This window comes from Blautia sp. HCP3S3_B11 (assembly GCF_052064435.1).
Classification (GTDB): Bacteria; Bacillota; Clostridia; order Lachnospirales; family Lachnospiraceae; genus Blautia_A.
In genome coordinates, this window is the sequence record NZ_JBQHVP010000005.1 from 118,396 (window position 1) to 141,687 (window position 23,292).

The 23,292-nt window shown below is 43.8% G+C and carries 20 protein-coding genes; 1 reads left to right on the forward strand and 19 read right to left on the reverse strand.

The annotated features are described in order from the left end of the window. Window positions 1-63 precede the first annotated feature (63 nt). The 12 genes from ACTNC0_RS05240 to ACTNC0_RS05295 all read right to left on the reverse strand — a co-directional run bounded on the left by ACTNC0_RS05240 (window position 64) and on the right by ACTNC0_RS05295 (window position 14,947). Complete coding sequence (locus ACTNC0_RS05240; RefSeq protein WP_008707361.1) at window positions 64-933, reverse strand: DegV family protein; 870 nt, start codon at window positions 931-933, stop codon at window positions 64-66. Between the two features lie 189 nt (window positions 934-1,122). Next, the gene (locus tag ACTNC0_RS05245) at window positions 1,123-2,313 is read right to left on the reverse strand and encodes a S41 family peptidase (protein ID WP_441086598.1); all 1,191 of its coding nucleotides are present in this window, start codon (window positions 2,311-2,313) and stop codon (window positions 1,123-1,125) included. An 80-nt stretch (window positions 2,314-2,393) separates the two neighbouring features. After that, window positions 2,394-3,299 carry a permease-like cell division protein FtsX gene (gene ftsX, locus ACTNC0_RS05250; protein ID WP_441086599.1) on the reverse strand — a complete coding sequence of 302 codons (906 nt, stop codon included), beginning with the start codon at window positions 3,297-3,299 and terminating at the stop codon, window positions 2,394-2,396. Next, complete coding sequence (gene ftsE / locus ACTNC0_RS05255; RefSeq protein ID WP_117675169.1) at window positions 3,289-3,972, reverse strand: cell division ATP-binding protein FtsE; 684 nt, start codon at window positions 3,970-3,972, stop codon at window positions 3,289-3,291. Before ftsE ends, ftsX begins: the two co-directional genes overlap by 11 nt. A 231-nt stretch (window positions 3,973-4,203) precedes the next feature. Next, complete coding sequence (locus ACTNC0_RS05260; protein ID WP_441086600.1) at window positions 4,204-5,292, reverse strand: PucR family transcriptional regulator; 1,089 nt, start codon at window positions 5,290-5,292, stop codon at window positions 4,204-4,206. A 203-nt stretch (window positions 5,293-5,495) separates the two neighbouring features. Further along, entirely contained in the window at window positions 5,496-6,368 is an 873-nt protein-coding gene (locus ACTNC0_RS05265; protein ID WP_441086601.1) for a YitT family protein, read from the reverse strand. A gap of 220 nt (window positions 6,369-6,588) precedes the next feature. Next, window positions 6,589-6,954 carry a PqqD family protein gene (locus ACTNC0_RS05270; protein WP_008707355.1) on the reverse strand — a complete coding sequence of 122 codons (366 nt, stop codon included), beginning with the start codon at window positions 6,952-6,954 and terminating at the stop codon, window positions 6,589-6,591. A 24-nt stretch (window positions 6,955-6,978) separates the two neighbouring features. Further along, window positions 6,979-8,877 carry an OPT family oligopeptide transporter gene (locus ACTNC0_RS05275; protein WP_441086602.1) on the reverse strand — a complete coding sequence of 633 codons (1,899 nt, stop codon included), beginning with the start codon at window positions 8,875-8,877 and terminating at the stop codon, window positions 6,979-6,981. Window positions 8,878-9,054: 177 nt separating this feature from the next. Beyond that, window positions 9,055-10,848: a cobaltochelatase CobT-related protein gene (locus tag ACTNC0_RS05280; protein WP_441086603.1), complete on the reverse strand. Its 1,794-nt coding sequence runs from the start codon at window positions 10,846-10,848 to the stop codon at window positions 9,055-9,057. Continuing rightward, window positions 10,838-11,758, reverse strand: coding sequence for an AAA family ATPase (locus tag ACTNC0_RS05285; protein WP_195565585.1), 921 nt, complete (start codon window positions 11,756-11,758; stop codon window positions 10,838-10,840). Before ACTNC0_RS05285 ends, ACTNC0_RS05280 begins: the two co-directional genes overlap by 11 nt. Window positions 11,759-11,874: 116 nt before the next feature. Next, entirely contained in the window at window positions 11,875-13,995 is a 2,121-nt protein-coding gene (locus tag ACTNC0_RS05290; RefSeq protein ID WP_441032567.1) for a glutamine synthetase III family protein, read from the reverse strand. A 1-nt stretch (window position 13,996) separates the two neighbouring features. Continuing rightward, window positions 13,997-14,947: a diacylglycerol/lipid kinase family protein gene (locus ACTNC0_RS05295; protein WP_055150387.1), complete on the reverse strand. Its 951-nt coding sequence runs from the start codon at window positions 14,945-14,947 to the stop codon at window positions 13,997-13,999. A 439-nt stretch (window positions 14,948-15,386) separates the two neighbouring features. Here ACTNC0_RS05295 and ACTNC0_RS05300 point away from each other — a divergent pair, with 439 nt between their 5' ends. Next, window positions 15,387-16,181, forward strand: coding sequence for a Cof-type HAD-IIB family hydrolase (locus ACTNC0_RS05300; RefSeq protein WP_441086604.1), 795 nt, complete (start codon window positions 15,387-15,389; stop codon window positions 16,179-16,181). A 73-nt stretch (window positions 16,182-16,254) separates the two neighbouring features. Here the strand turns inward: ACTNC0_RS05300 and trpA are convergent, their stop codons facing one another. From trpA to trpE, 7 genes are all read right to left on the reverse strand, one after another. After that, window positions 16,255-17,034 (reverse strand): tryptophan synthase subunit alpha, encoded by a 780-nt coding sequence (trpA, locus tag ACTNC0_RS05305; RefSeq protein ID WP_441086605.1) that lies wholly within the window; start codon window positions 17,032-17,034, stop codon window positions 16,255-16,257. Further along, a complete protein-coding gene (gene trpB / locus ACTNC0_RS05310; RefSeq protein WP_055058796.1) occupies window positions 17,027-18,211 on the reverse strand; it encodes a tryptophan synthase subunit beta in 1,185 nt (394 codons plus the stop codon). Before trpB ends, trpA begins: the two co-directional genes overlap by 8 nt. 86 nt (window positions 18,212-18,297) lie before the next feature. Beyond that, on the reverse strand, window positions 18,298-18,924 hold the full coding sequence (locus ACTNC0_RS05315; protein ID WP_441086606.1) for a phosphoribosylanthranilate isomerase: 627 nt from the start codon (window positions 18,922-18,924) through the stop codon (window positions 18,298-18,300). Between the two features lie 30 nt (window positions 18,925-18,954). Beyond that, entirely contained in the window at window positions 18,955-19,755 is an 801-nt protein-coding gene (gene trpC, locus ACTNC0_RS05320) for an indole-3-glycerol phosphate synthase TrpC (RefSeq protein WP_441086607.1), read from the reverse strand. A 99-nt stretch (window positions 19,756-19,854) separates the two neighbouring features. Continuing rightward, entirely contained in the window at window positions 19,855-20,865 is a 1,011-nt protein-coding gene (trpD, locus tag ACTNC0_RS05325) for an anthranilate phosphoribosyltransferase (protein WP_441086609.1), read from the reverse strand. Next, on the reverse strand, window positions 20,858-21,436 hold the full coding sequence (locus tag ACTNC0_RS05330; protein ID WP_008707336.1) for an anthranilate synthase component II: 579 nt from the start codon (window positions 21,434-21,436) through the stop codon (window positions 20,858-20,860). Before ACTNC0_RS05330 ends, trpD begins: the two co-directional genes overlap by 8 nt. Then, complete coding sequence (gene trpE, locus ACTNC0_RS05335) at window positions 21,433-22,920, reverse strand: anthranilate synthase component I (RefSeq protein WP_441086610.1); 1,488 nt, start codon at window positions 22,918-22,920, stop codon at window positions 21,433-21,435. The genes ACTNC0_RS05330 and trpE overlap by 4 nt, the downstream gene beginning before the upstream one ends. Window positions 22,921-23,292: the final 372 nt, after the last annotated feature.

Genomic DNA, 23,292 nt, shown 5'->3' on the forward strand with positions numbered 1-23,292 from the left:
CAGTATCATTTATTTTCCCGCAGGATAATGATACCATGAAACCATTTTACAAAAAAAACTAATTTATCTTTCATCTCCCACAAAGAACAAGGCCATTGTTCCCGGACCTGAGTGAGCGCCGATGGTGGCTCCTACCTGATTCATGATAATCGTGTTGATCTGGTATTTTTCTTTTACTTTCTCTGCCACATAATTTGCATCTTCTTCGCAGTCGCCATGACTGATAAATATGGTATGGCAGGTGTCATGATAGCTGCCGATTTTCTCATCCATAAGCTTTACCAGCTCCTGAAGGGATTTTTTACGGCCGCGGACTTTGCCGATGGCAGTGAGTTTTCCGTCATTGTCTACATGAAGAACCGGTTTAATATTCAGCATGCTTCCTACTACTGCAGTGGTTCTGGAAATGCGACCTCCGCGGTATAGGTGATTTAAATCGTTGACTGTAAAAAGATGTACCATATGAAGCCTGTTCTCTTCTGCCCATTTCGCAACTGTCTCCATATCTTCTCCCTGCTCTTTCTTCTCCTGTGCAAGGTAAACCAGAAGCCCCTGACCAAGGGAAGCGCCAAGAGAATCTACCACGATGATCTTGCGGTCCGGATAGTCCTCCATCAGTTCCTCTGCTGCGATACGGCTGCTATTGTATGTACCGCTTAAAGCAGAGGAAAATGCAATATGAAGAATATCTTTTCCTTCTTTCAGGTAAGGCTCCAGCAGTGCTTTTGCATTTTCAGGATTTACCTGTGCTGTGGTTGGCATGGAACCATTTCTCATTGCCTCATAAAATTCATGCTCCGGAAGGAAATTTCCATGCGTATAATTTTTTCCATCCATGGAATAACTGAGATACATGCAGCCTACTCCATGGTCTTTGAGATATTCCTCAGGAAGATCTGAATTGTTGTCGGTGGTGATCACATATTCGCTCATGTTGTCGCCCTCTTTTTCTGATATTTTTCACTTTCTGCACATTAACTGTTCAGTGTCTTCGCAGTTACAAAGCAAATCCGCTGCCTGCTCAGCAATGGGCTTTTCATCTTATCTATCAAGTCAGGGGCAAAATACCTTTCAACCCTGACATCATATATACAGTATAACATCAAACTATCAGCCAAACAACTACTTTTCCTTCTCAACTGCCTTAATCGCTTCCTGCAGCTGATTATCCTCATCATGGGTGATCTCGTCTTTATTCTTATTCAGCAGGCTGGTATCCAGAGAAACCTCTATATCAGGTTTGATTCCTGTTTTGTTGATGTTGTTTCCTTTTGGAGTGTAGTAGTTGGCAACAGTCAGTTTAATGGCACTTCCGTCTGAGAGCTGGCGGATGGATTGTACCACGCCTTTTCCGTAAGTAGTTGTTCCGACAATCGTTCCAATACCATAATCCTGCACTGCACCGGCAAAAATCTCTGATGCACTGGCGCTGCTTTCATTTACCAGGACTGCAAGCGGAATCCGGAGTTCGTTTTTGCCATCACATTTTTCCTCTTCTCTGTTTCCGTCCTTATCTTCGGTGTAAACGATCAGTCCTTCCGGAAGGATTTTCCGCAGGACATCACAGACAGAATCAAGAAGTCCACCCGGATTATCGCGGAGATCCACAATCATTTTCTCCATTCCCTGTTTTTGCAGGTCATCAAAAGCTTCCTGATACTGTTCGCCGGTAACGCCTGTAAACTGTGTAATGCGGATGTAACCGATTTTAGAATCCAGCATTTCATGGAAAACAGACGGTAATTCCACATCTGTGACAGGGACTGTGATTTCCATGGCATCTTCTGCACCTTCTCTGTGAACAGTAAGCACCACACTGTCTTTATCTGAATTGCGGACAATGTCTGCAACATCAGATACTTCATCCTCTGTGATATCTTCCCCGTCAATGGCACTGATGATGTCCCCTTCCTCCAGTCCTGCTTTTTCTCCGGGACCGCCCTCATAGCATTCAACAATCTTTACTCCGCCTTCTTTGTTCTTCTCCATAAGAATGCCGATCCCCACATAGCTTCCCTCATTGGAAGAATTCTCAGAATCGTATTCCTCTGCTGTATAATATCTGGAATAAGGATCATTCAGCCCATAGAGAAGACCTGCATAAAGCCCTTCCTGAAGCTTTTTTTCATCCTTATCTCCCAGATAGTATCTGTCGATCAGCTCTTCAAGATATGCCAGCTTTGATGTACACTTGCGATCACCAAGAGCTGTTCCTTTTGCTGCAAGACCTGTTCCCGCAAAGGCACCTGTACCGATGCACGTCACAACCAGTGCTCCTGCTACTGCACCTTTCCAAAATTCTTTATTTTTCATGTCTGCACTCCTGTAAAAAAAGCCGCCGGTTTATGATATGATATCATTGTTCCGGCAGCTTCATGCTTATCTGCTTTTTATTATACTCTTAAATGCTTTCTTGTTGTAAAGAAACTTCCGATCAGTCCGATTCCGATTCCAAGTGCCAGTCCTATAGGAAGCAATGTCTGGTAAATCTGCCATACCGGGATAAAATCAACCACACCGGTCAGCACATTAAATTTGTTCAGAATATAAGATACCGCTGCATTATAGCAGAAATAAAGTCCGACCAACGGTATAGCAGCACCGATAACTCCCAGCACAATGCCTTCCAGAAGGAATGGAGCTCTTACAAATGCATCGGTCGCTCCTATGTACTTCATGATTCCGATTTCTTCCTTACGAACCGCAATACCGACAGATACTGTATTGCTGATCAGGAAAATAGAAATGATAAGTAATAATGCTATGATTGCAATGGAAATATAGGAAACCAGTTTATTGACATTTCCCAGTGTCTTGGCTGCTTCCTCGGACTGATTTACCAGACGTACATGTTTCAGCCCTTCTATATATGAAACCAGCTCTGACTGTTTCGTGATATCGTTCATGTATACACTGTAGTTTGCCTGGTTTGCAAGCGGATTGTCATCTTTAAATCCGTCTGCCGCTTCAGATCCCTGGAAATATGTCTCTTTAAATTCTTCCCATGCCTCATCAGCGGATGTGAATTCAATTTTCTCTACTTCCGGGCGTTCCTTAATTTTCTTACCGATTGCCTTGATCTGTTTGTTCGTTGTTCCTTCATCAAAGAATACTGTGATCGGGACTTCCTGCTCTACTTTATGAGCAACATTGTTTACGTTATTCACGATAGAGAAGAAAATGCCAAACAAAAAAATACAGGCAGCCATGGTAATGATAGATGCCAGGGAAAACATCCAGTTTCTCTTAATGTTCTTGATACCCTGTTTCAGGGTATACCATATTGTGCTAGGCCTCATGATATTCTCCCTCTTTCTCGTCACTTATTATGGAACCTTCATGCATAGTAACTACACGTTTCTTCATTGCATTTACGATCTCTTTGTTGTGTGTTACAACAAGGACTGTGGTTCCTCTGTCATTGATCTGCTCCAGAAGCTTCATGATTTCCTCGGATGTCTTAGGATCGAGGTTACCTGTTGGTTCGTCTGCCAGAAGAATATCAGGACGGTTTACCAGAGCTCTGGCCAGTGCTACTCTCTGCTGTTCTCCACCGGAAAGTTCATCCGGGAAAGATTTGTATTTGCCGGCAAGTCCAACTTCCTGAAGTACCTCAGGGACACGTTTGCGGATTACTCGTGTCGGGCGGTTGACTACTCGCTGTGCAAATGCCACATTCTCATATACGTTTCTGTCTTTCAGGAGACGGAAATCCTGGAATACTACGCCTAATTTTCGACGGTATTTGGCCACTCGTCTGTGTTTCATTCCTTCCAGACGTTCACCGCTTACGATTGTCTGGCCGGATGTGGAATCCAGTTCTTTCATAAGAAGTTTGATCAGGGTTGTTTTTCCTGATCCGCTGTTTCCTACTACGAAGACGAATTCGCCTTTATCTATATGTAAGTTCGCATGGTTTACTGCCGGAAGGCCGGGGCCATAGGATTTACTTACATCTATAAGGTCTATCATATGTTTTGTCCTCCAAAGGGTTCATGTTTTTGTAACAATATTGTAATGTATGTTTTGGGGGATTGCAAGAGGTTTTTGTGGGTTCATTGAATGTTCATAGTTTTAATGCTCTCTAATCCCAGATTTCAACTATACACTGTGTAAAGAGATTTGTAAAGTAACAAAATGCCTGTCACAACGTGTAAGCTGTGACAGGCATTAAAGTTTTGTTTCCATTACAGTATATTTGTATTAGTACTCCAGTGTCTCCATGTATTTCATGTATCGTACTACCATGAGTGCTATCTTGAATGTGATGGCATCTTCAAAAACACGGAGATCTAAGCCGGTACTTTTCTGGAGTTTGTCGAGGCGGTATACCAGTGTGTTTCTGTGGATGTAGAGTTGTCTGGATGTCTCGGATACATTCAGGCTGTTTTCAAAGAATTTATCGATGGTTACCAGTGTTTCTTCATCGAAGTCATCCGGGGATTTGCCACCGAAGATTTCTTTGATGAACATCTTACAGAGCGGGATTGGGAGCTGGTAGATCAGTCGTCCGATTCCCAGGGAGCTGTATGCGATTACTTCTTTGTCTCCGAAGAAGATCTTACCTACATCGAGAGCCATGCGGGCTTCTTTATAGGATCGGGATACTTCTTTCAGTTCGTTGACAATGGTACCGTATGCCATATGGGTCTTGCCATCGTTACCCATTCCGAGGGTATCAAGGATGGTGTGTGCAAGCTGATCCATTTCCGGATAGTTCTCACCTTCATCGAGTTCCTTGACAACAATGATGCTCTTCTCGTCTACGGCTGTGATGAAATCTTTGCTCTTACCACCGAAAAGGCTTTTCACGCTCTCCATGGAACTGTGGTCTTTTTCATGAGGCATCTCGAGGATCATAACAACGCGGCGTACATCTGCTTCTATGTGCAGTTTCTTCGCACGGTTATAAATGTCAACAAGGAGCAGGTTGTCAAGAAGAAGGTTCTTGATAAAGCTGTCTTTGTCAAAGCGTTCCTTGTAAGCTACGATCAGATTCTGAATCTGGAAAGCTGCGAGCTTGCCTACCATATAAGTATCTTCATCATCACCATGAGCAACTAATATATATTCCAGCTGATAGTCATCACAGACTTTAAAATACTGGAATCCCTTTACCAGCTGGCTGTCTGCCTGTGATTCCACGAAAGCCTGCACATCTGGTGTTGCGATGGAAAAATCTGCAAAAGTACTTGCGAGTACTTTGCCTTCTGTGTCGAGTACACAAAATTCTGTTCTGGAAATTTCTTTTAACCCTTCAAGAGTATTCTGAAGCACCTGATTCGATATCATCCAATTTCAATCCCTTCTCATCTATAGTATTGTTCGTGCTACCGTTCACTACGTTCTCAGTAACGTTATTCCGTTTTAACCATAAAACCTTATACCTGTATTGTATTTTAATATATATTTACCAAAAATAAAAGAGGAAAGATTAAAAAATTTACAATTTTTTGTATATTTTTTTGTGAGTGTTCACCTTATCTCTTCTTTTTCTACTTTTTCTCTATGAATCCTTCTCCATGGACTTCTCTGGCATCTGTCACGATCACAAAGGCTGTCGGATCGATCTCATCTACTTTTTCTTTTAACATTACGATTTCTTTTTTATTTACCACACAAAAAAGCATCAGCTTGTCCTGTCCGGAGTACATTCCTTTTACGTTGATGCCGGTTACGCCTCTGTCCAGGTCATTGATGATCATATTTGAAATTTCATCCGGCTTTCCTGTGATGATGTAAGCAGCTTTGGAGAATTTCAGACCTTCGATCAGACCGTCAGATACTTTTGTGACCAGGTATACTGCAATGATCGCATATAATGCTTTGTGGATACCAAATACGTACATACCAACCAATACAACGCCTGCGTCTATAATCTGCATAATCTGTGCAATTGAATAATGTTTCAGATATTTCTGTATAATTGCAGCCATCATATCTGTTCCGCCGGTCGTTCCACCGCCAAGAAAAACGAGTCCGATTCCCACGCCCTGGATCACACCGCCGTAAAGAGCCGCAAGCAGGAGGTCATCACCGGCAAGATTCCATACCGGCTGAAAGGCCAGCCATACAGACAGAGAAATTTCTCCTATCAGTGCTTTCTTTACAAAAGAGAAACCATGTATCTTCCATCCGATCAGAAACAGTGGAACATTCAGTCCAATATTGGTTACCCAAAGCGGGATTCCACCGTCAATGACTCCTTTTGTCCAGGCCTTTACGATAATCGCTACACCTGAAAAACCGCCGGTAACCATTCCTGATGCATCAAATACAGAATTGATTGCCAATGCCATCAGTCCGGTTCCCACAATAATCATTAAGTATTCCAGTAATTTAGATTTCTTTCCATTTGCCAACTTCATCTTTCGCCTCCTGTTTCTATCTCTTATTCACTTCGAGCACAGCGTTTGCATTGTATCTTTTTCAGCCAGCATTTATCCACAATTCAAGCCGATATTCTCAGGCCATTTTATACTCAAATGCATCTATGATGCCACTTTATCACTGCGCCGTATTTATTTCCCCGTAAACTACAAGAACGGCAGCAATCCACGAAGGACTGCTCCCGCTCTTATTCTTACCTTATTTTTCAGGCTTATTGATAAAATTTACAAAATGATAACTCTCCATTATCTGGAAGTATTTAACGATCCTTGGATATAAAGGCTCTGCCTTCTCCCCAAATTCGTCTTTTACCAGTGCAGCAATATCTTCCACTGTCTTCCTGCCATCTATGAGTGGCCAGATAAATGTGCCATTGTCATCCAGATGTATCTTCGTATATCTGGGTTTTCCAAACAGCTTCTGGGCAATCGTGTTAAACGCGCCCTTATTCTCTATTTCCAGCACCATTCTCCCCCTGATATCAGTATGCCAGCGAAGCTGTGCACTGCGCTCAGGAATGAGATCCAGATAATTGATCTGTAATTCTTTTTTCTTTTTACTCATTTAAATATTATCATCTCCGCCTGATCAGGCTTTCTTCTTGTTCCAGATACTGAATTTCAGAAGGCTTAAGATCATAAGTAACATCAGGATCACGCCGCCTGCATTACCAAGGTTAATGCTTCCGGAGAGATCAAATACACTGCTTACGTTTACTACTGCAAGGATTGCAAGAAGGATGCCTACAAGACCTTCACCTGCGATCATACCTGCACAGTAAAGTGTACCGTCTGTTGCCTGTTCTTCTTTTGTCTTATCATCAACATTCTTTCTTCCGTCAACGAACATACGAACAACACCACCGATCATGATAGCAGCGTTGAGGTAGATTGGAAGGTAAAGACCGATAGCAAATGGCATAACCGGAATTCTTAAGATTTCCAGACCAATTGCAAGGAATACACCGATAAATACCAGTGTCCATGGAAGCTTGCCGCCCATGATACCTTCTACGATCATCTTCATCAGAGTTGCCTGAGGAGCAGGTACTTCTGCACTTCCGTATCCCCATGCAGTGTTCAGAAGATAAAGAACTCCACCGATAGCAAGACCGGCAACAACAACACCGATAAGCTCACCGATCTGCTGCTTCTTAGGAGTTGCACCAAGAAGATAACCTGTCTTTAAGTCCTGTGAAGTATCACCTGCGATCGCTGCTACGATACAGATTACGGAACCAATAGCAATTGCTGCTTTCATTCCGTCGATACCGGTATTGCCTGATGCTTTGATAACCATTGTTGCGATCAGAAGTGTAGCGATAGCCATACCTGATACAGGGTTGTTGGAGCTTCCTACAAGACCAACCATACGGGAAGATACAGTTGCAAAGAAGAAGCCGAAGATTACGATAATCAGCGCACCGATCGGGTTAACCGGGATAGCAGGAACAAGCCAGATGATCGCAACCATTGCCACAATACCGATCAGGATAACGTTCATTGGAAGATCCTGTGCAGTTCTTTCTGTACTTGTATTCTTGCCACCTTTCATGCTCTTCATGGAATCACGGAAGGTTGTAATGATCAGAGGCAGGGATTTGATCAGGGAAATAATACCACCTGTTGCGATAGCTCCTGCTCCGATATATTTTACATAAGTACTCCAGATTTTAGCTGCTCCGCCTGCTGCATAAAGAGCAGAAATTGTTTCTGTTCCGGGATACATAACTGTATCAGCTCCGAACAGACAGATTACCGGAATCAGCACCATCCAGCCAATAAGAGAACCAACAAACATAAAGGATGCGATTCTTGGTCCTACGATATATCCAACACCGAGAAGTGCAGGATAGCATTCCATACCAATTTCACCTTTGAATCCTTTAAATGCTACTGCAACGTCTGCAGGGATTACCTTTAAACCGTCAACGACAAATTTAAAGATCGCTGCGATTCCCATACCTGAGAATACTGTCGCAGCGTTTGCACCACCCTCTTCACCTGCAAGAAGAACATCTGCGCAGGCAGTTCCTTCCGGATAAAGAAGTGTTGCATGCTCTTTTACGATCAGTGCGTTACGAAGTGGTACCATAAAAAGTACACCAAGAACACCACCGCAAAGTGCGATTAATGTGATTTCCACGATACCCGGCATTTCACAAAGTCCTTCTTCTGCCCAAAGGAACAGAGCTGGCATTGTGAAAATTGCACCGGCTGCCAGTGATTCACCGGCTGAACCGATTGTCTGGACCATGTTGCTCTCCAGAATGGAGTTCTTTTTCATGATCTTGCGAATTACGCCCATGGAAATAACTGCTGCCGGAATGGAAGCAGATACAGTCATACCAACACGCAGACCAAGATAAGCATTGGCTGCACCGAAGATGACTGCAAGGATAACACCCATGATGATGGATGTCACCGTAAATTCTGGTGTGATCTTGTCAGCCGGAATATACGGTTTAAACTCTTTGTTTTCGTTCATGATTTCCTCTCCCTTTTGTATTAATTTATAAACATAAAACATTATAGCGAAATTTGTACAAAAAGGCAAGGTGAAAAACTGGTTTTTTATGCACTTTACCATATTGACGTGCTAATCTAATAATTTCTTAATATATCAGCACGTTCAAACAGCATATTTTCGCCCTGTTTTATCTGTCTATTCATCCGAATCCAACTGTTTAATCAGGTATCTCCCAACAATTCTGGAAAAATTCGAAATATCCCGGATATATGCGAAATCTTTTCCAAATATCTTTTTTTCTGTGGATAGGTCCTTTTCTTCCCCTGCAAACACTCCCAGAACACTTACTCCAAGGTTTCGCAGATGCCGTACTTCTGTTGCAGTGTCATTGACTGCATATTTTCCCATATAAGGTTCCGGATTCTTTGCATGAGGTCTGTTTACGATCACATCGTATGGTTTTCCATCACTTAATACAATGAGGATTTTTTTCTCCTCAGATCTCTGAAGCAGACCGTATCCTGCGGTTTTGATGGCAAGTCCATCCCTGTTATTGGAAGAAGTTACATAATTAAAAATATTTTCATTAGCTGACTGTGGATCATCGTACTCGCGGAATCTGTGAAGGATCGTATAGTCCCAGAATGTGCAGAAGCTCATGACACGGTGAGGCAGGTTTACATTACTTAATGCTTCACTGATGATGTAAGCCTGTAATGCCACATCCCCCTGCCTGGACATCTGGGAACCGCTGGCATCGATCAGCACATCTACTACGAAATCAGATGCATCAGATTTCAATTCTCTTTTAAACAGATTTGCTTCACTGCTTCTGCCCACACGCCAGAGTCTGGACGGAATGATCGTTCCTCTGTCTGACAGTACTTCCTGCGTCTCGCTTTTCAGCACCAGTGTCTTTCGCAAAAGGTCTGTAAGGGATGCGATGTTCTGCTTTACAATCCTGTGTTTGTCATGGTAGAGCCAGATATTCTTATTCTTTAATCGCACTGCATATTCGTACTGATAATTTCGTTTCACCGGATTCTTGAGAATTCCTTCTGTAAAATAAAGGCTGCAGTCCCTGTGAAGTTCCCTGCACATCAGATAATTCATTCGCTTCTCTTCTGCTGGAGTGAGATAAGTTTTTCCGAAATTCAACTCTACATAGGTGTATGCTTTCTCGAGTTCCTCCTCTGTAAGAATTGTAATTTTGTGTTTGGTCTGGCGCTGTTTTTCCATTTCTTCAGTGACAGCAGTATCTTCCATGTCCGTGATTTTGTTTGTCATCTGTTCAATGTAACTCTCCAGAGCTTCCTCATAGAGTTCTTCTGTAAGAAAATCTTCCCAGTCGTATTCTGTCAGTTCTTCCATGGTGACTGCCATAACCTGTTCCAGTGTTCCATGATCTTTCTCAAAATTCGGATCAATAATGGTGTTATAAAGACTGTCAATAATACGGATCAGTTCTATAGTGTCTGCAGCTGTTCTGGCTTTGTAAACCATGTCGCGGATTTTTCGAAGACGCTCTTCTACATAATGGTTTCCATTCTGTAAACGGTCACGCAGGATGGCAATCTTCAATCGGCCAAGAATATCTCCGTATGCGGGCATCTGTTCAAACTCCTGATCCAGGATATCCTCGAATGCTTCCTTCTGCATCTCCCGGACTCCCGGACGTTCCTGACAGATTTTGTCCCCGATTGCTTCTTCTACACATAGCTGTGCTACTGCAGTCAGTTCTCCTTCTCCTGCCTGGCAGAAAACTTTTTTTACCAGATATAAACCCAGCAGATTTCTGTCATAATATTTTGCCAGAGCGCCCTGCTTGATGCCGTCATACAGAGCGATTGCTTTTGAGCGCAGATACAGAGAAACATCTACTTTCATATTTAATGTGTAATCTCCGCTGATAGTCCAGAGGAGATTGCGGATCCTGTTTTCCAGTTCCAGACGGTAATCGTCGATTTCTACGATTTTCTCATCTTTCATATACATCATCCCTTGTCCAGTCTGCCGGAATTCTGGTTTTCACAATATCCTCTACGATTTCTTTCTCAAAAATGTCAAAGGTCTTGTTCACCACCCCCATAGTAACTGCTTTTCTCGGAGAAAGTCCGGTTTCTACAATCTTCATGGCTGCAAGGAGACCTCGCAGATCCAGAGGTTTGGTGGAAATTTCACTGTTTGTGGCTTTGAGCTGAAGATCCAGGAACACTCCGATGAACTGTGTTCTGGCGTTTTCTTTTATATTCGGGAACATCCGGCGGAAAATAAATTCCAGGGATTCTTCAGTCTGAGCCGGCATGTCTATGACCAGAAATCTGGATACCAGCGCTTCATTGAGTTCTTTGGTTCCTGCATAACCGTAATTCATAGTTCCAATAAAACGGGCAGCCGGATGAAGATCAATTTTGTCATAGCCCGGGACATCGATGGAACGGCGATAATCCAGGGTTGCATGGAGAACGGAAACTGCATCGTTCTTTGCCATATTAATCTCGTCAAGGATTCCGAAACCACCGTATTCTGCACACTGATAGATAGTTCCTTTGCGAAGCTTAACTTCGTTGTCCACGAAAGTGTCTGTGCCGATCAGATCTCCACTGTTTGTGTTTACATGAAAGGAAACATTATATGCGGGACGGTTGAAAATATATGCCAGGTTCTCTGCAAGGATATTTTTTCCTGTTGCCTTTGGACCGGTGAGTAACAGGTTCTCCCCTTTGAGCAATCCGGCAATGGCCATTTCCAGAATGTCTTTTCCGTAAAATGGAATGGATGGTTTCACAATCCTGTCTGCGGTCTCCGGTGCCACCTCATACCGGCTGCGGAATTCTTCTACTCTCTTTATCAGTTCAGGAGCTACCTGCTGCTCCTCCAGAAATTTCAGTTCTTCCATTTAGTTCTCCTTTATATAACTATTATAGTCCAGTTTGTGTTATAGAAAAAGGCCGCTTATCTTTTACAGATTCACGACCCTTTCATTATAGCATTCTTCTTTATATTTTTACAACATTATACTTCAAATACAAGATCTCCATAAGAAGGCATCGGCCACATTTCCTTATCTACGATCATTTCCAGTTCATCCACCGGCTCACGTAAAGCTTCCATTGCAGGAACCACCTTTTCTCTGCAGAATACGGCTCTGTCCCGTCCCTCTGCATATTCCGGGATCTTCTCAACCAGTTTGCTCAGCTTACTCATGGCACTGTTTGCAGCCTTTAAGAGTTTTGATGCTTTCTTGAGCAGATCAAGCTGTACACTTACATCGATCAGTCCTTCGCCCGCTGTTTTCACTGTATTGATAGATTCGCCAAGAACAGTGGTATATCTGATAACTGCCGGAATGATCTGCTTGGTTGCCATGTCGATCATGGTCTTTGCTTCAATATTGATTGCTTTAGAGTAAATCTCATATTTAATCTCTGCACGTGATTCAAGCTCAGCTCTTGAGAATACATCAAAAGATTCAAAGAGTTTCACTGCCTTCTCTGTAGTAAGTGCAGGGATTGCATCCACCATGCTCGGAAGGATCGGAAGTCCGCGGCGTTTAGCTTCTTCCTCCCATTCCGGCGCATAGCCGTTTCCGTTAAATACGATCTTCTGATGATCTGTGGCATATTCTTTGATCAGGTCATGTACCGCCAGTTCGAAATCAGGAGCTTTTTCCAGGCGGTCACATGCTTCCTTAAATACTTCTGCTGTGATCGTATTCAGGACTACGTTACATGCGGAAATAGAATCTCTTGAGCCCACCATACGGAATTCAAATTTATTTCCTGTGAAAGCAAAAGGTGAAGTACGGTTACGGTCTGTGGCATCCTTCATGAAATCAGGCAGAGTCTTAACACCTGTTTCCAGCTTACTTCCCTTTTTACTGTGAGTTGCTGTTCCTGTGCTGACCAGCTGTTCCAGAACATCCTCCAGCTGCTCTCCAAGGAATACGGAAATCACTGCCGGCGGTGCCTCATGGCCGCCAAGTCTCTGGTCATTTCCCACATCTGCCGCAGATTCACGCAGAAGATCTGCATGTTCATCTACTGCTTTCAGGATACAGGTGAGGACCAGAAGGAACTGAATATTTTCATGAGGTGTTTTGCCCGGATCCAGAAGATTGATTCCGTCATCTGTGGTAAGAGACCAGTTGTTATGCTTACCGGAACCGTTCACACCTGCAAATGGTTTCTCATGAAGGACACAGCGCATTCCATGACGACTGGCAACCTTTTTAAGGATACGCATCATCATCTGGTTCTGGTCTGCTGCGATATTGACCGGTGCATAGATCGGTGCAAGCTCATGCTGTGCAGGAGCAACCTCATTATGCTGTGTCTTTGCAGGAATTCCAAGCTTCCAGCATTCTTCATTTACCTCTTTCATGTATGCGGAAATTCTCTGACGGATACTTCCAAAGTAATGGTCATCCATTTCCTGTCCCTTCGGAGGCATAGCTCCAAAAAGAGTTCTGCCTGTATAGATCAGGTCTTTTCTCTGAAGCCATTTCTCTTTATCGATCAGGAAATATTCCTGCTCTGCTCCTACTGACGGAGTTACTTTCTTAGAAGTTGTATTTCCGAAAAGTCTCAGCAGACGGAGTGCCTGGGTGTTGATTGCTTCCATAGAACGAAGCAGTGGTGTTTTCTGATCAAGGGCTTCTCCTGTATAGGAACAGAATGCAGTAGGAATACAGAGTGTTCCGCCTGCTGCATCATGACGGACAAATGCCGGTGATGTACAGTCCCATGCTGTATATCCTCTCGCCTCAAAAGTAGCTCTTAATCCACCGGACGGGAATGAAGATGCATCCGGTTCACCTTTGATCAGTTCTTTTCCGGAGAAAGACATCAGGACCTTGCCGTTATCCATCGGAGCTGTGATAAAAGCATCGTGTTTCTCTGCTGTCACGCCTGTAAGGGGCTGGAACCAGTGGCTGTAATGTGTGGCTCCCTTTTCAATAGCCCATTCCTTCATCTCATGTGCTACTACATCTGCAATCTCCATAGACAGTTCTTTGCCCTCTTCTATGGTTTTTTTCAATTCCTTGTATACCTTCTTGGGCAGACGTGCCTGCATAACAGAATCATTAAACACATCACATCCGAATGTCTCTACTACATTGATATACTCACCCATTTCATTTCTCCTTTTTATTTATTAACGGGGAAATTCCAATTGATCTGGTTTCCTCATTTTTTGTACTTTTCAGATACAGATTCAGTGCTTCGTGGCAGTTTTCAATCTCTATCTGTGTATGACTGCCGCCGTATTCACCGTCCAGAGTCCATGGTACCGGTTCTTCTGAGGTAATGGTCACCCTGGCTGATTTAAAAGAATGGATCAGATCTGTATTGTCCTCTGCTGTCAGCATTGCAGTCATGATCTCCTGCAATTCCAGCGGATTCTTCGGTCTTGTGATCATGGTGACTTCAAAAAGTCCGTCATTCATATCCACGTTCTTGCCTGTAAGGTTCTTGAACCCTCCCACTGAACGGGAATTGGTGATCATTCCAAAGATGAAGTCATCCTCCACAGTTAATTCTTCGGATTCAATTCTCATATGGTATGATTTGATATCAAAAAGGCGTTTCACTCCCTCAAGAAGATAGGCTACATGGCCAAGGATGTTCTTGAGATCCTGATCTGTCTGATAGGCTACATCTGTAAAAAGACCGAAAGCTGCTATATATGTAAAGCTCTGGTTATTGAATCTGCCGATGTCACAGTGATAAAGTTTCTCTTCCATAATCATGGAAGCGGCATCTGTCATGCTTTTCGGCATAAAGAGACTGTTTGCAAAGTCGTTGGTACTTCCTGCCGGAATGTATCCGATGGGAATGGAGCTCTTCTTTTCCATTACTCCGGTAACCACCTCATCAAGAGTCCCGTCTCCGCCGCTGCATACGATAAGATCTACTTTGGATTCGTATTCTTTGGCTTTCTCGTAGGCATCTTTTGGTTTCTGTGTGGAATAGATAATTACTTCGTAACCGCCTTTATTAAAAATGTCCACTATATCAAGCAGGTTTGCTTTGATCTTACCTTTGCCTGCTTTTGGGTTGAAAACAAAGAGCATTTTCTTATCCATTTTTATGCATTCCTCCTTCTTTTTCAGAGTTTGAACGCGTAGGTTTATGGGTACGCGGAATTCTATTTATATAATATAAAAAAAAAGAGGGGAAAAGTCAATGGGATTCATGGTGCAAAAAAAGTTTGGGGACGGCAGGAAATATTTTTGTTTTCAGGTGCGGTTTCGCGGGCTATGGGACTGCCGGGCTGTTACTGCTCACTTCGTTCACAGTAATGCGCCTTGCAACGACAGGCTATGCAGATGAGATTTCCTCACAGAACATTTTGCAGGATGGTAACGCATGAACCGGGACTGGTGAATAGTTGCAATTTTTCTAAATTTTTTATGGCAAGTTATATTTTGGCGTGATAGAATGAGAATTACATTTATTATAGAAGGAACTTATTACAAAGAGAATTTATAAAATAAATTTTTATAGAAAGGATTTCTTATTCATATGATTAAATTGATTGCTTCAGATATAGATGGAACTTTGGTAAAAGATGGGACTCTGGCGATTGACAGGGAGTATATGGAGGTTATCAGAAAACTGATTAATAAGGGGATTGTGTTTGTGGCATGCTCCGGACGGCAGTACAGAAGTGAGAGAAAACTGTTTGCCCCTGTCGCAGACAGACTGCTTTATATCTCTGACGGAGGAACTGTTGTACGGACTCCGAAGGAGATTCTGAAAGTGGATACTCTGCCGGACGAAATCTGGAAAGGAATGTGTTCTATGGTAAGAGAGAATATGCCTTCCTGTGATTATTTTATTTCCACACCTGAACGCTGTTTCGCAGAAGACGGAGGCAGCCAGATGTTTCACTGGCTGAGAGATTCTTACGGATATGATATCCATGAAGTTCCGGAAATGTTAAAACTCGAGGGGCAGCAGGTAAACAAATTTGCTGTCTACCACCCCAACGCCTGTGAGGAAATGTGCGCCCCTTTATTCACTCCCACCTGGAAAGACAAAACAGTTATGGCTGCCGCCGGCAAGGAATGGATGGACTGTACTGCCCCAGGTTCCGGCAAAGGTCCTTCCGTTGCTTTCCTTCAGGAATATCTGGGAATTTCACCTGACGAAACCTGCACTTTCGGAGATAACCTCAACGATATTGAAATGCTTCAGAATGCTGGTCTCAGCTACGCAGTCTCCAACTCCCGCCCCGAAGTCCGGGCTGCCGCCAAAAATACCTGTCCGCCCTACTGGGAAAACGGAGTTCTGCAAATTTTGAGGTCTTTCCTGTAAAAGATACGAATTACTCCAGTTCATACCAATACACAGCGCAGAAATATGTTTCTGCGCGTCCCCTTTTCAATATTTAAGCTTCCATTACCGCATCCTTCATAGCTTTCACATACTCTTTCACATACGGTACACAGTCCGCTCCATGTTCTGCACACAACTTAACAATAGCAGATCCCACAATAGCCCCGTCCGACTGTGTTGCCATCTTCTTCGCCTGTTCCGGCGTAGAAATTCCAAATCCAACTGCACAATGAATATCTTTCGCCTGTTTTACCAGCTTCACCATTGCCCCGATATCTGTAGTAATATTAGTTCTTGTTCCTGTAACACCAATAGAAGAAACACAATACACAAACCCTTCCGCATCCTTTGCAATCTGTGCGATCCTCTCATGAGAAGTCGGCGCGATCAGAGAAATCAGATCAATACCGTGTTTCTTGCAAACACTGTCAAATTCCTCTTTTTCCTCATACGGCACATCCGGCAGAATCAGACCGTCCATTCCGATTTCTGCAGCTGTTTTAATAAACCGCTCCGTTCCGTAAGAAAATACCACGTTTGCATAAGTCATAAACACCATAGGAACAGAACTGTTCTTTCTGATCTTTACCACCATGTCAAATACCTTGTCTGTAGTCACACCACCTGAAAGTGCTCTCTCATTTGCTCTCTGGATCACCGGTCCCTCTGCTGTAGGATCAGAAAACGGAATCCCAAGCTCGATCAGGTCTGCACCAGCTTCCTCCATTGCATAGACAAGCTGCTCTGTCACTTCCAGAGACGGATCTCCACAGGTAATAAACGGGATAAATGCCTTTCCTTTTTCAAATGCTTCTGTAATTCTCTTATTCATGAATATCCTCCCCTCTGTAACGCGCGATTGCTGCGCAGTCCTTATCTCCACGTCCGGAAATTGTAATGACCACGATCTGGTCTTTTCTCATCTGCGGAACAATTTTCTTTGCGTAAGCTACTGCATGAGCACTCTCAATAGCAGGAATGATTCCCTCTGTTCTGGAGAGATATTCAAATGCCTCTACTGCTTCTTCGTCTGTGACAGGTACATATTCTGCACGTCCTGTATCATAGAGATGCGCATGTTCCGGTCCGATTCCCGGATAATCCAGACCTGCGGAAATGGAATATACAGGTGCGATCTGACCATATTCATCCTGGCAGAAATAAGATTTCATTCCATGGAAGATTCCCAGTTTGCCGGTTGCAATGGTAGCTGCTGTCTCTGCCGTATTTACGCCACGTCCTGCTGCCTCACATCCGATCAGACGGACATCTTTGTCATTGATAAAATTGTAGAATGTTCCGATTGCATTGGATCCGCCACCTACACATGCAAGAACTGCATCCGGAAGTCTGCCCTCTTTTTCAAGGATCTGCTCTTTGATTTCTTTGGAGATCACTGCCTGAAAATCGCGAACAATTGTAGGGAACGGATGAGGTCCCATTACAGAACCGAGTACATAATGTGTATCGGAAATACGGTTTGTCCACTCTCTCATTGTCTCGGAAACAGCATCCTTCAGTGTTGCAGTACCGGAAGTAACTGCATTGACCTTTGCACCCAGAAGACGCATTCTGTATACATTTAATGCCTGACGTTCTGTGTCTTCTTTTCCCATGAAGATTTCACATTCCATACCCATAAGAGCTGCTGCTGTTGCTGTTGCCACACCATGCTGACCTGCGCCTGTTTCTGCAATGACACGGGTCTTGCCCATTTTTTTTGCAAGAAGTACCTGACCAAGTACATTGTTGATTTTGTGAGCACCTGTATGGTTTAAGTCTTCTCTCTTTAAGTATACTTTTGCTCCACCCAGATCTTCTGTCATGTGGGATGCAAAGTAGAGACGGGATGGTCTTCCTGCATATTCGTTCAGAAGCTCTGTAAGCTCTGCGTTAAACTCCGGGTCATCTTTATAGTGGTTGTAGGCTTCTTCCAGTTCGATGACAGCATTCATCAGTGTTTCCGGAATGTACTGTCCTCCATGGATGCCGAATCTTCCTTTTGACATCTGTATATGTCCTCCTTTTATGTATGTAATCCCTGGCCTGTCAGATGGTCGGTCAGAGTATTCTATGTTCTTTCTGAATTATTATCTTATTTCATATGCACCAATTGAACTGCCTTCAAAATCTTATCTCTGTCTTTCATTCCATCCGTCTCCACACTACTGCTCAGATCTACTGCATAAGGATGAATAGTCCGGACGGCTGTTTCCAGATTATCTGCACCCAGTCCTCCTGCCAGGAAAAACGGTCTGTCTATCTCCGGGATCAGTGACCAGTCAAAGGTCTGTCCGGTTCCACCGCCACCCTGATCAAGCAGTATATAATCTGCCGGACTTTTCAGGGCATTTTCAATATCCTGAGCTGTTTTTACGGAAAAGGCCTTTATAACCTGATGACCTGTATTCTTTTGGATTCTCCGTATATATACCTCATCTTCCTGTCCATGAAGCTGTGCAATATGGATAGTTCCGTCAAGAAGCAGTTCCTCCACACGCTCAGGTGCTGCATTTACAAAAACACCTACAGGGATAATGTCCGGATTAAGTTTTGCAGTAAGTTCTCTCACCAATGCACCTGTAACATTTCTGCTGCTCTTCGGAAATTCTATGATAAATCCACAGTAATCAGGTTTTGCTTCATTTACATAGGTAATGTCTTCCGGGCGTTTCAGACCACAGATTTTGATTTTGGTTCTTTGCTGTTGTTCTCTGGTCATATTCTATCCTCTCAGATAATATTCGATCTTTCAGCGTAACGGGCTGCCATTCAGGCTTTCCAGCGCTGCTTTCTTGTCCGGGCTTCGCATCAGTGTTTCCCCGATCAGTACCGCATCCACTTTATTCTCATAAAGAAGCCGGATATCCTCCGGGGTGCGGATTCCGCTCTCGGAAACAAAAACCACATTGTCCGGTGCCATTTTTCTCAGGCGAATGCTGTTGTTCATATCTACATGAAAGGTTCTCAGATCCCGGTTATTGACTCCCACGATCTCTGCCCCGAGATTTAAGGCCCTGTCCACTTCGTACTCATCGTGTGCTTCTACCAGTGCATCCAGTCCCAGCTCTTTTGCAAGCTGTCTGTATGCTCTTAATTCTCCGTCATCCAGGATGGCGCAGATAAGCAATACCGCGGAAGCACCAAGGGATTTCGCCTGATAGATCATATATTCATCTACTGTAAAATCCTTGCGGAGTACAGGTATCTGTACAGTGGCTGCGATTTCTCTCAGATACTGGTCTGCTCCCTGGAAATAAAAAGGTTCTGTGAGACAGGAGATTGCACTTGCACCTGCCTGTTCATATTCCTTTGCAATTGCCAGATATGGAAAATCCGGTGCAATCAGTCCCTTTGAGGGGGAGGCTTTCTTTACCTCGCAGATATAGGACATACCGTCTTTTTGTAATACCTGGAGAAATGTAATTCTCTTCCCTGCATTTTTATTTACTTCCTGAATCCGGTTCTCCAGCTCCGAAACAGAAATACAGGATTTTTCTTTTGCAATTCTTTCTCTTGTTCTGGCTGCTATTTCTTCTAATATATTCTTCATAATCTCTATGATTTTTCTGTAACTGTTCTGTATATCCACAGTCAGCAGATTACCGGACAGTTACAGATTTCCTTTACATTAGTAATTGGGGGTTGCTTTTTATTTATTTGTCTCTTCTACAAATTCTTCCAGTTTTTTCAGTACTGCACCGTTGTCGATGAGGGATTCTGCCAGCTTCACTCCTTCTTCTATGGAAGCGGCTTTTCCTGCGATATAGAGTGCTGCACCTGCATTTAAACATACCGCCTGACGCTTCGGACCTTTTTCCTCACCTTTCAGGATTGCTTTTGTGATCTCTGCGTTTTCTGCAGGTGTACCACCTGTCAGGGCACCCTTCTCACATCTCTCATATCCAAACTGTTCCGGTGTGATCTCATAGGAAGTAAATTTGCCATCCCTGATCTCACATACAGAAGTAGGTGCGCACATGGAAATCTCATCCAGACTGTCCTGTCCATAGACAACCATTCCTCTGTTAACGCCCAGATTTGCCATAACCTGTGCCAGTGGCTCCACCAGTGACTGATCGTAAACTCCCATCAGTTCCATGTTTGCACCTGCCGGATTACTTAACGGTCCAAGAATGTTAAATACAGTACGGATTCCTAGCTCTTTACGGATCGGTGCCACATATTTCATTGCAATGTGATAATTCTGCGCAAACAGGAAGCAGATGTTGATCTTTTTCAGGATCTCTGCACTGCGTTCCGGCGTCAGTGTAATCTTCACTCCCAGTGCTTCCAGAACATCTGCTGCACCGGATTTGGAGGATGCTGCCCTGTTTCCATGTTTTGCAACCGGAACACCGCCTGCTGCGATCACCAGAGAAGAAGTAGTGGAAATATTGAAGGAATTGGAACCGTCTCCGCCGGTACCCACGATTTCAAGCACATCCAGGTTGTGGAGAAGTTTGATACAGTGAGCTCTCATACCTGCTGCGGAAGCTGTAATCTCATCAATTGTCTCTCCTTTTAAAGCTAATGCAGTAAGATAAGCAGACATCTGTACAGGTGTTGCCTGACCGCTCATAATCTCGTCCATTACAGCTTCCGCTTCCGCATAAGCTAAATCCTGTTTCTTTGATAATTTAATAATGGCTTCCTTAATCATTTCTCACTACCTCCATAAAGTTCTCTATCATCACTCTACCATCCGGTGTCATTACCGATTCAGGATGAAACTGTACTCCGAACACAGGATATTTTGTATGTTCCACTGCCATGACCTCTCCGTCCTCTGACTCTGCTGTCACCTTAAGTTCTGCAGGCAGGGTATCCTTTAACGCTGCCAGGGAATGATATCTGGCTGCTGCAAAGGTATCCGGCAGGCCCTTAAAAAGCTGACTTTCTCCTGTTTTATACATCAGTTTTTTCTTTCCATGCATCAGCTCTTTTGCATAGGAAACTGTTCCTCCAAAGGCTTCGCAGATGGACTGATGTCCCAGGCACACACCCAGGATGGGGATTTTTCCTGCAAATTCTTTAATCACCGGAATACAGATACCTGCATCCTCCGGCCTTCCCGGACCAGGGGATAAAATGATGGCTTCCGGTTTCATCTCTGCGATTTCTTCCAGTGTACACTCATCGTTTCTCACTACTTTGATGTCCGGTTCCACTGCGCCGATGAGCTGATATAAGTTATAGGAAAAGCTGTCATAATTATCGATCAGTAATATCATTCTAATCCCTCCTGTGCCTGTTCAATTGCCTGTACCACAGCTCTTGCCTTGTTGCAGCATTCCTGAAATTCCTTTTCCGGTACACTGTCTGCCACGATTCCGGCACCTGAACGGATACAGATTTCTCCGTTTTTCTTATAAACCAGGCGGATGGCAATACAGGTATCCAGATTTCCTGCAAAATCCAGATATCCGATGGCGCCTCCGTAAATGCCTCGTTTGCTCTGTTCCAGTTCCTCGATGATCTGGCAGGCTCTGAATTTGGGTGCTCCGGAAAGGGTTCCTGCCGGAAGGATTGCGTCTACTGCATCCACAGCGTCTTTATCATCCCGGATGATTCCTGTTACTGTGGAGCCCAGATGCATTACATGGGAAAAACGTTCTACGCAGAGATACCTTTCTACTTTTACAGTTCCGATCTTGCTGATCTTTCCAATATCGTTTCTTCCCAGGTCTACCAGCATATTGTGTTCTGCCAGCTCTTTCTCATCTTTCAGAAGTCCCTCTTCAAGTTCTTTATCCTCTTCTCTTGTCTTTCCTCTTGGTCTGGTTCCTGCCAGAGGGAAGGTACTTAAGGTGCCATTTTCCAGCTTCACAAGGGTTTCCGGGGAAGCACCTGCCAGTTCAATGTCATCACTGGAGAAATAAAACATATAAGGAGAAGGATTAGATGCCCGAAGAACCCGGTAAGTATCAAACAGGCTTCCTGTTGCTTTCGCACGCATGGGATTGGAAAGTACTACCTGGAAAATATCACCTTCTCTGATGTAATGTTTGGCTTTCTCCACCATCTCTGCATATTTTTCTTTCGGAAATTTCGGCTGTATTTCTGACTGAAGTCTCAGCGGTTCAAATTCCATATGCTCCCCGTTTCGGATCAGCTGCGCCATTTCCTCCAATTTCTTTACTGCTTTCTCGTAGGAGGCTTCCAGATCATCTGTCATCACACCTGTGATCAGAAGTACTTTCTGTCTGAAATGGTCAAATACGATCACCTGATCAAAAAGCATTAAATCCATGTCCCTGAAATCCTGCTGTTCCCTGTCCTCCAGTTTCAGCTTTGGTTCACTGTATTTGATATAATCGTAGGAGAAATATCCTACCAGACCGCCTGTAAAAGGAGGCATCTTTTCCATTACCGGAGTTTTATATTTCCGGATGATTTCTCTGAGAGTATCACCGGGATGTGTGACCTGCCTTACGGTTTCCTCTGTTTTTCCCTCAGCATCGGTTGTCCGGATCTTCAATGTTCCGTCTGTACAGGTAATCTCCATGGACGGTTCATACCCCAGAAAAGAATACCTGCCCCACACTTCTGTCTGGCTGGCACTTTCCAGCAGGTAACAATGGCGGCTGGCTTTTCGCAAAATGCGCATTACCTCTACCGGTGTATATCTGTCTGCATAAAGTTCTCTGCACAGAGGAATACGACGATATTCTTTTGTCTGTGCAAGCCGCCTGATGGTTTCTAATGTTGGATACATGGGAACACCTCCTGTGATTAATTCAGTTTCTGCCAGGAACATAAAAAAGCCCGCCCTTGACAGAATTATCGTTTCTGTCAAGGACGAGCGTATATACTTCACCCGCGGTGCCACCTTGATTTACGGTTTGAACCGTACTCTTTGCGAAATACCTTCATATTCCCGGCAACTGACGTATGCCTCACGTCACAGGATACTTAGTCTGCTCTGTAATCTTCAACCTTTCACTGTGCCCTCAGCGGCCCATTTGGCAGACTGCATTTCCACCCGGCTCTCACCTTCCCGGATTCTCTGTGCGCGCATGACTGCTTTGACTTCCGCTTCATCGGTTTAATCTGTTAAATTTACACTTAATTTACCACTGGAAACTAT

Bases quoted from the DNA above. Each gene is read 5' to 3' on its own strand.
- ACTNC0_RS05330 (WP_008707336.1), bottom strand. From the start codon at position 21,436: ATGATATTACTGATCGATAATTATGACAGCTTTTCCTATAACTTATAT.
- trpA (WP_441086605.1), bottom strand. From the start codon at position 17,034: ATGAATAAGAGAATTACAGAAGCATTTGAAAAAGGAAAGGCATTTATC.
- trpC (WP_441086607.1), bottom strand. From the start codon at position 19,755: ATGAAGAATATATTAGAAGAAATAGCAGCCAGAACAAGAGAAAGAATT.
- ACTNC0_RS05290 (WP_441032567.1), bottom strand. From the start codon at position 13,995: ATGGGTGAGTATATCAATGTAGTAGAGACATTCGGATGTGATGTGTTT.
- ACTNC0_RS05265 (WP_441086601.1), bottom strand. From the start codon at position 6,368: ATGAAGTTGGCAAATGGAAAGAAATCTAAATTACTGGAATACTTAATG.
- ACTNC0_RS05285 (WP_195565585.1), bottom strand. From the start codon at position 11,758: ATGGAAGAACTGAAATTTCTGGAGGAGCAGCAGGTAGCTCCTGAACTG.
- ftsE (WP_117675169.1), bottom strand. From the start codon at position 3,972: ATGATAGACCTTATAGATGTAAGTAAATCCTATGGCCCCGGCCTTCCG.
- ACTNC0_RS05240 (WP_008707361.1), bottom strand. From the start codon at position 933: ATGAGCGAATATGTGATCACCACCGACAACAATTCAGATCTTCCTGAG.
- ACTNC0_RS05280 (WP_441086603.1), bottom strand. From the start codon at position 10,848: ATGAAAGATGAGAAAATCGTAGAAATCGACGATTACCGTCTGGAACTG.
- ACTNC0_RS05315 (WP_441086606.1), bottom strand. From the start codon at position 18,924: ATGACCAGAGAACAACAGCAAAGAACCAAAATCAAAATCTGTGGTCTG.
- ACTNC0_RS05245 (WP_441086598.1), bottom strand. From the start codon at position 2,313: ATGAAAAATAAAGAATTTTGGAAAGGTGCAGTAGCAGGAGCACTGGTT.
- ACTNC0_RS05300 (WP_441086604.1), top strand. From the start codon at position 15,387: ATGATTAAATTGATTGCTTCAGATATAGATGGAACTTTGGTAAAAGAT.
- ACTNC0_RS05275 (WP_441086602.1), bottom strand. From the start codon at position 8,877: ATGAACGAAAACAAAGAGTTTAAACCGTATATTCCGGCTGACAAGATC.
- trpB (WP_055058796.1), bottom strand. From the start codon at position 18,211: ATGTCAAAAGGAAGATTCGGCATCCATGGAGGACAGTACATTCCGGAA.
- ACTNC0_RS05270 (WP_008707355.1), bottom strand. From the start codon at position 6,954: ATGAGTAAAAAGAAAAAAGAATTACAGATCAATTATCTGGATCTCATT.
- ftsX (WP_441086599.1), bottom strand. From the start codon at position 3,299: ATGAGGCCTAGCACAATATGGTATACCCTGAAACAGGGTATCAAGAAC.
- ACTNC0_RS05260 (WP_441086600.1), bottom strand. From the start codon at position 5,292: ATGATATCGAATCAGGTGCTTCAGAATACTCTTGAAGGGTTAAAAGAA.
- trpE (WP_441086610.1), bottom strand. From the start codon at position 22,920: ATGTATCCAACATTAGAAACCATCAGGCGGCTTGCACAGACAAAAGAA.
- trpD (WP_441086609.1), bottom strand. From the start codon at position 20,865: ATGATTAAGGAAGCCATTATTAAATTATCAAAGAAACAGGATTTAGCT.
- ACTNC0_RS05295 (WP_055150387.1), bottom strand. From the start codon at position 14,947: ATGGATAAGAAAATGCTCTTTGTTTTCAACCCAAAAGCAGGCAAAGGT.